The 6,684-nt window shown below is 71.8% G+C and carries 8 protein-coding genes; 6 read left to right on the forward strand and 2 right to left on the reverse strand.

From position 1 onward, the window contains the following. Positions 1–148 precede the first annotated feature (148 nt). Positions 149–1,237 carry an alkene reductase gene (locus EUA94_RS19275; RefSeq protein WP_129428511.1) on the forward strand — a complete coding sequence of 363 codons (1,089 nt, stop codon included), beginning with the start codon at positions 149–151 and terminating at the stop codon, positions 1,235–1,237. 78 nt (positions 1,238–1,315) lie between these two features. Here EUA94_RS19275 and EUA94_RS19280 read toward each other — a convergent pair whose 3' ends face one another. After that, complete coding sequence (locus EUA94_RS19280) at positions 1,316–2,686, reverse strand: MFS transporter (protein WP_129428512.1); 1,371 nt, start codon at positions 2,684–2,686, stop codon at positions 1,316–1,318. A gap of 88 nt (positions 2,687–2,774) precedes the next feature. On the opposite strand from EUA94_RS19280, the gene EUA94_RS19285 reads away from it, so the two are divergent. Then, positions 2,775–3,809: an LLM class flavin-dependent oxidoreductase gene (locus EUA94_RS19285; protein ID WP_242495003.1), complete on the forward strand. Its 1,035-nt coding sequence runs from the start codon at positions 2,775–2,777 to the stop codon at positions 3,807–3,809. A 3-nt stretch (positions 3,810–3,812) separates the two neighbouring features. Here the strand turns inward: EUA94_RS19285 and EUA94_RS19290 are convergent, their stop codons facing one another. Further along, entirely contained in the window at positions 3,813–4,211 is a 399-nt protein-coding gene (locus tag EUA94_RS19290; RefSeq protein ID WP_129428514.1) for a low affinity iron permease family protein, read from the reverse strand. Between the two features lie 43 nt (positions 4,212–4,254). Here EUA94_RS19290 and sp36 point away from each other — a divergent pair, with 43 nt between their 5' ends. The 4 genes from sp36 to EUA94_RS19305 all read left to right on the forward strand — a co-directional run bounded on the left by sp36 (position 4,255) and on the right by EUA94_RS19305 (position 6,579). Then, the gene (sp36, locus tag EUA94_RS22280; protein WP_165357049.1) at positions 4,255–4,410 is read left to right on the forward strand and encodes a Sp36 family protein; all 156 of its coding nucleotides are present in this window, start codon (positions 4,255–4,257) and stop codon (positions 4,408–4,410) included. A gap of 1 nt (position 4,411) precedes the next feature. Further along, positions 4,412–4,867, forward strand: a complete 456-nt coding sequence (locus tag EUA94_RS19295; RefSeq protein WP_129428515.1) for a RidA family protein — start codon at positions 4,412–4,414, stop codon at positions 4,865–4,867. 9 nt (positions 4,868–4,876) lie between these two features. After that, on the forward strand, positions 4,877–5,749 hold the full coding sequence (locus EUA94_RS19300) for an NUDIX hydrolase (protein WP_242495008.1): 873 nt from the start codon (positions 4,877–4,879) through the stop codon (positions 5,747–5,749). 65 nt (positions 5,750–5,814) lie between these two features. Next, positions 5,815–6,579, forward strand: coding sequence for an MBL fold metallo-hydrolase (locus EUA94_RS19305; RefSeq protein WP_340640871.1), 765 nt, complete (start codon positions 5,815–5,817; stop codon positions 6,577–6,579). Positions 6,580–6,684: the final 105 nt, after the last annotated feature.

The raw sequence follows: 6,684 nt of genomic DNA on the forward strand, positions 1-6,684 counted from the left end.
CCAACAAGGGACATTTCCGACCATTCCTCACTGGACTACCCCGACGGGTGGGACGGGCTGTGACTGATCTCTCGTCGGGGAACATCCACGTCCCGACGGTGGCTGAGGAAGGTCGTACAGTCCTCAACCATCTGGAGGCAGCACCTACATGTCCCGTGCATTCGAGTCCCTCACCGTCGGCCGCTGGCAGCTCCCGCAGCGCTTCGTGATGGCGCCGCTGACGCGCAACCGCGCCGGCGCCGGCCACGCCCCGACGACCCTCAACGCCGAGTACTACGCCCAGCGCGCCGGCGCCGGGCTGATCGTGACCGAGGGCACCGCGCCCAGCCAGGTCGGCCAGGGCTACCTCGACGTCCCGGGCCTCTACACCGACGAGCAGGTCGCCGGCTGGCGCCTGGTCGCGGACGCCGTACACGCCCGTGACGGCGTGGTCGTCGCCCAGCTCATGCACGCCGGCCGCATCGCGCACGCCGACAACAAGGATGGCGTCGAGACCGTGTCCGCGAGCGCCGTGCAGGCGCCCGGCGAGATGGTCACCGCAGACGGCAACAAGCCCCACGACGTGCCACGCGCTCCGTCCACCGACGAGGTCGCCGGACTGGTCGCCGACTTCGTGACCGCAGCCCGCAACGCCGTCGCGGCCGGGCTCGACGGTGTCGAGGTGCACGCGGCCAACGGCTACCTGCTGCACCAGTTCCTCGACCCGACGATCAATCTGCGCGACGACGTGTACGGCGGTACGCCGGAGAACCGGGCGCGCTTCGTCGTCGAGGTCGTGACCGCGGTGGCCGAGGCCATCGGCGCCGACCGGGTGGGCCTGCGGCTGAGCCCCGGCCACCAGTTCAACGGCGTCGGCGAGGAGCTCGGCTCCACCGACCTGACGGCGACCTACCGCGCCGTCGTCGACGGGGTTGCCCCGCTCGGCCTGGCCTACCTCAGCCTGCTGGCGAGCCCGCTCGAGCCGCTCGAGACGCTCGTACGCGACCTGCGCGAGCGCTTCGACGGCATCGTGTTAATCAACGACGGCTTCGGTGACGTCACCAGTCTCGGCTCGGTCGAGGAGCTGCTCGAGACCGGTCTGGCCGACGCTGTCGTCGTCGGCCGCCCGTTCCTGGCCAACCCGGACCTCGACGAGCGCTGGCGCCAGGGTGCCGAGCTCAACGAGCCCGACCAGGCCACGTTCTACGGCGGCGGCGCCGAGGGCTACACCGACTACCCGACGCTCGAGGCCTCCTGACCCTCGCAGCACCCCTGATCGTCCGGCCGTCCCTCTCCCCCGTGGGGCGGCCGGACCTGTCTTCCGGCCGGTCGCGCCTCAGGCGGCCGGCGCGGCCGTACGCCGTGCCGCGATGACGCCGAGCAGCGCGATGGCCACGGCGATCGCGTAGACCGCCGGGAACGGGTCGAGGTCGGAGCGCACCGCGACGGCGTACGCGATCCCGCTGAGCGAGAGCGCGAGCGCGGCGCCGAGCGAGTCGGCGACCGAGAGCGCGGAGGAGTTGAAGCCGCGGTCCGCATCGGTGGTGACCGCGAGCATCGCCACGCTCGTACGGGGGTAGGCGAAGCCCATCCCGACGCTGGCGAAGACGTACGCGGCGATCGGCGCGACCGCCGGCAGGTCGGTGCCCCTGGAGCGGAGCAGGACGACGACCGCCACCCCGGTCACGCCTGCAAGCACGATCGAGGTGCCGAACCGCATCGCCGCGACGTTGCCGACCTGCGTACCCAGCCGTGAGGACAACTGGCTGGACGCGGCCCACACCACGCCGACGCAGGTGAGCGCGATGCCGGCCTGGCCGGGGGAGAGGCCCCAGAGCTCCTGGAGGGCGTAGACGATGTAGGCCTCGGCGCAGAAGAAGGCCGCGCTGAGGAGTCCGCGGGTGACGATGACGGCCGGCAGCCCGCGGCGGGCGAGCAGGGCGCCGGCCGGCAGCAGCGGCCGCAGCCCCACGATGACCAGGACGAAGGCCAGCGCGGCCGCGACCAGGGTCAGCCCGCTCCCGGAGCCGAGGAGCTCGAGCGACATGACCGCGACGGCCGCCAGGAGGGCCCACCACAGCTGGCGGCGCGACGACGTGGTCGGCGACTCCGGCGTGGGCAGCGCGCGGAGTGAGGGGGCGACGAGGACCGCGGCCAGCGCCACCAGCGCGACCATGCCGAGGAAGACCCAGCGCCATCCGACCGTGTCGGCGACGAAGGCGGCCACGGCCGGGCCGAAGAGTGCCGGCAGCACCCACGCGGCCGCGAAGGAGGCGAAGACCGCCGTCCGCAGGGCGGCGGGGTAGATCAGCCCGACGACGACGTAGATCGCGACCACCATCGCGCCGCTGCCGAGGCCCTGGAGCACCCGGCCGACGACGAGGACCTCCATCGACGGCGCGGTGCCGCACACCACGAGCCCGAGGGAGAACATCGCCATCGAGGCGAACAGCGGGCGCAGCGCGCCGCTGCGGTCGGTCCACATCCCCGACGCCACCATGCCGACGACACCGCTCGCGAAGGGCGCGGCGAACGCGAGGGCGTACTGGTCGAAGCCGTCGAGGTCGCGGGCCACCGTCGGCATCACGGTCGTCACGGCCATCGCCTCGAAGGCGGCGAACGCGATGAGCGAGAAGAGGCCGATCGTCGTCACGGCGTACGCGGGGGAGAGGATCCGCTCGCGCGGCTCGGTGGTGCTGGTGGTCACCCGGTCGACGGTAGGTCCTCACGTGCACTTGAGGCCAAACAGAAGGCACCGCCGGAATATCCCCCGGCCGTCGGACGCTGCACCGACAGTGACTGCCCTCTCCGTGCTCGACCTCGTTCCCGTCCGCAGCGACCAGACGACCGGCGACGCGATCGCCGCCTCACTCGGCCTGGCCCGGGTCGCCGACGAGCTGGGCTACCGCCGCTACTGGGTGGCCGAGCACCACAACATGCCGGCCGTCGCGGCGACCAACCCGCCGGTCCTGATCGCGATGCTCGCCTCCGCGACGTCGCGGATCAAGGTGGGCTCCGGCGGCGTGATGCTGCCCAACCACGCACCGCTCGTGGTGGCCGAGCAGTTCGCCCTGCTGGAGGCGGCCTTCCCGGGGCGCATCGACCTCGGCATCGGTCGCGCGCCCGGCACCGACCCGCTGACCAGGTACGTCCTGCGCGGCGGCAGTGCCGAGTCGGCCGACGAGGCCGTCACCAAGTTCCCCGAGTACGTCGACGACATCCGTACGCTCATGACGACCGAGGGCGTCGAGCTGCAGATCGGGCCGCGCCGCCAGCCGTTGCGCGCGACCCCGGCCGCGACGTCGGTGGCCGAGATGTGGTTGCTCGGGTCGTCGGACTACTCCGCGCGACTGGCTGCCGAGAAGGGTCTGCCGTACGTCTTCGCGCACCACTTCTCGGGTGAGGGGACCGGCGCCGCGATCGACCTCTACCGGTCGTCGTACGTCCCGTCGCCCGAGCATCCCGAGCCGCGCACCTTCCTCACGGTCAACGCCGTCGTCGCCGAGACCGAGGAGGAGGCCCGTCGTCGCGCTCTGCCCAACGTGCAGCAGATGATCGCGCTGCGCACCGGCGCCCCGCTCCACCCGCAGCGCCTGGTCGAGGAGGCCGAGGCCGTCGAGATGACGCCGGAGCAGCGGGCCTTCGGTCACGCGATGTCTCAGCGCTGGATCGTCGGCTCCGCCGAGCAGGCGCGCGAACAGCTCGACAAGCTCGCTGCCGAGTACGACGTCGACGAGGTGATGGTGCACCCGGTCTCCGGCGCCGCAGCCGGCGCCGACGTCAGGACCTCGGCTGCCCGCGAGGAGACGCTGCGCCTGCTGGCCGCCTGACGGCTAGTGGCGTTCCTCGAGGCCGACCGCCTCGCGGAGGTTGTCCACGGCCTCCCGCAGCTCGTGGGAGTCGTCCTCGAGCTGGGCCTCCATCAGGGCGGCGAGCGCTTCGGCCAGGACGTTGAGCTTCTCCTGCATCGCCTCGGTGTTGCGGCGCCCGGCGTTCTCGAGCAGCACCAGCAGCAGCAGCGACAGCACGCCGCCGAAGGTGTGGATCGCCAGCTCCCACTTGGTGGTGCTCTTCCAGAGCGGGTAGCTCGCTCCCCAGATGACGACGACGGCGACCACCACGGCGAAGAACGGCGCCCTGCTGATCAGCTTCGTCGAGATCTCGACGAACCTCTCGAACGGGTCCAGCCCGCTGCTCTTCTCACGGCTCTCGGCCGCATCGGTGCGCTCCATCCCCGGAATCTAGCGGTGTCGCGGCCCGAGTAGGGTGCGAGCCATGACCCAGTGGGAATACCAGGTGGCGCCGATTCCGCTCCACAACGAAGCGCTCATGCTCAACAACTTCGGCCAGGACGGCTGGGAGCTGGTGGCCATTCACACCAACGCCCAGGGCGGCCTCGTGGCCTTCCTCAAGAAGCCGAAGGCGGCCTGACATGGGTGCAGAGGCGAAGCTCGCCGAGCTGGGCATCACCCTGCCCGGCGTCGTGCCGCCGCTCGCGGCGTACCAGCCCACCGCCCGCACCGGGAACCTCGTCTTCACCGCCGGCCAGCTGCCGGCGCGCGACGGCGAGATGCTCGCGATCGGCAAGGTCGGCGGCGAGGTCACCGAGGAGCAGGCGTACGAGTGTGCTCGCCAGTGCGCGCTCAACGCGCTCGCTGCGGTCAAGGCGGAGATCGGCTCGCTCGACGACGTGAAGCGCGTCGTCAAGGTCGTCGTCTTCGTTGCCTCGACTCCCGACTTCACCGGCCAGCCCAAGGTCGCCAACGGCGCCTCCGAGCTGTTCGGCGAGGTGTTCGGCGAGGCCGGCAAGCACGCCCGCTCGGCCGTCGGCGTGTCCGTCCTCCCGCTGGACGTGCCCGTCGAGGTCGAGATCGTCGTCGAGATCTAAGCCCTGACCGTGCAACGCCCGCCTCTCCCGGAGGCCCTTGTCGCGCAGGCCCGGTCGTACGCCGACGGCGACGCCGAGCCTGCCGAGCCGCGGGACGCCGCCACGGTCGTCCTGCTGCGCCCGGGTGCGTCTTCTTCACCGGCGGGTCCGGAGATCTACCTGCTGCGCCGCCAGACGTCGATGGCCTTCGCCGGCGGGATGTGCGTCTTCCCGGGCGGCGGGGTCGACCCGCGCGACTATGCCGACGAGCTCGTCGACCGGGGCCTGTGGGCCGGCCCGTCGCCAGCCGAGTGGGCCGAGCGGCTGGGCGTCGACGAGCCCAAGGCGCGCGCCTTGGTCTGCGCGGCCGTGCGCGAGACCTTCGAGGAGTCGGGGGTGTTGCTCGCCGGTACGGACGCCGACGAGGTCGTCGCCGACACGACCGGCGACGACTGGGAGGCCGACCGGGTCGCCCTCGAGACGCGCGAGCTGTCGATGACGGCGTTCCTGGAGAAGCGGTCGCTGGTGCTGCGCACCGACCTGCTCGGGCCGTGGTCGGGCTGGCTGACACCGGTCTTCGAGCCGCGCCGCTACCGCACCTGGTTCTTCGTCGCCCGCCTGCCCGAGGGGCAGGTGACCCGCGACGTGTCGACGGAGTCGTCGGCCGTCACCTGGACCGCCGCGATGGACGCGGTGGAGCAGGTCGAGCAGCGGCAGATCCTGATGATGCCCCCGACCTGGCTGACCTGCCTCGATGTCGGCCAGCACGCCGATCCCGCCGCCGTGCTCGCCGAGTCCCGTGGCCGGCACGTGGAGATCTTCATGCCCGAGGTGGTGCCGGACGGCGACGACTTCATCCTGTCGACGCCGCCGCACTGCTCGGCGCTGATGGCTGCACGATGACCGCTTGGGCAGGGGGTTCCTTCGGCGAGACAGGGACCTGTGTCCTCGCTCCCAATGCCGACATCATGACCCTCGACGGCACCAACACCTGGGTGCTGCGCGACCCCGACTCCTCGCGGTCCGTCGTGGTCGATCCCGGCCCGTCGATCGCCGCGCACCTCGACGCCATCGACGCCGTTGCTGGCGACGTGGCGGTCGTCCTGCTGACCCACCACCACGCCGACCACAGCGAGGCCGCCCGTGAGTACGCCGAGCGGCACGGGTGCGGCGTACGCGCCCTGGATCCGGCGTACCGCCTCGGCTCCGAGGGCCTCGGTGAGGGCGACGTCGTCGCGGTCGGTGGCCTCGAGGTGCACGTCGTCGCGACGCCGGGACACACCTCCGACTCGCTGTCCTTCGTCGTCCCGCGGGACCGGGCCGTGCTGACCGGCGACACCGTCCTCGGCCGCGGCACCACCGTCGTGGCGCACCCCGACGGCCAGCTCGGCGCGTACCTCTCCTCCCTCCAGCGGCTCCACGCGCTCTGCGGCGAACAGGGCATCACCACCGTCTGGCCCGGGCACGGCCCGGTCATCGACGACGCCCTCGGTGCCCTCGACTTCTACCTCGCCCACCGTGAGCAGCGGCTCGGGCAGGTGCGCCAGGCGCTCCGCGACCTGCACGCGATCGAGCGCGAGGGTGGCACGCCCCATGGATCGGCACTGGCGCACGAGACGCTGCCGCGCGCAATCGTCGAGATCGTGTACGCCGACGTCGACCCGGTGCTGTGGGGTGCGGCCGAGCTCTCGGTCCGCGCCCAGCTGGCGTACCTCACCACCATCTCGGGGTAGTCCGCATCAAAGTTCCGCCTCGGAGTCCGGCGGGTTCTAGGTAGTCATGCAACACCTCGATGTTGAGGAGATGTGTGATGGGTGCTCGTCCGAAGAGTCCGCGGG

Source organism: Nocardioides zhouii, assembly GCF_004137345.1.
Classification (GTDB): domain Bacteria; phylum Actinomycetota; class Actinomycetes; order Propionibacteriales; family Nocardioidaceae; genus Nocardioides; species Nocardioides zhouii.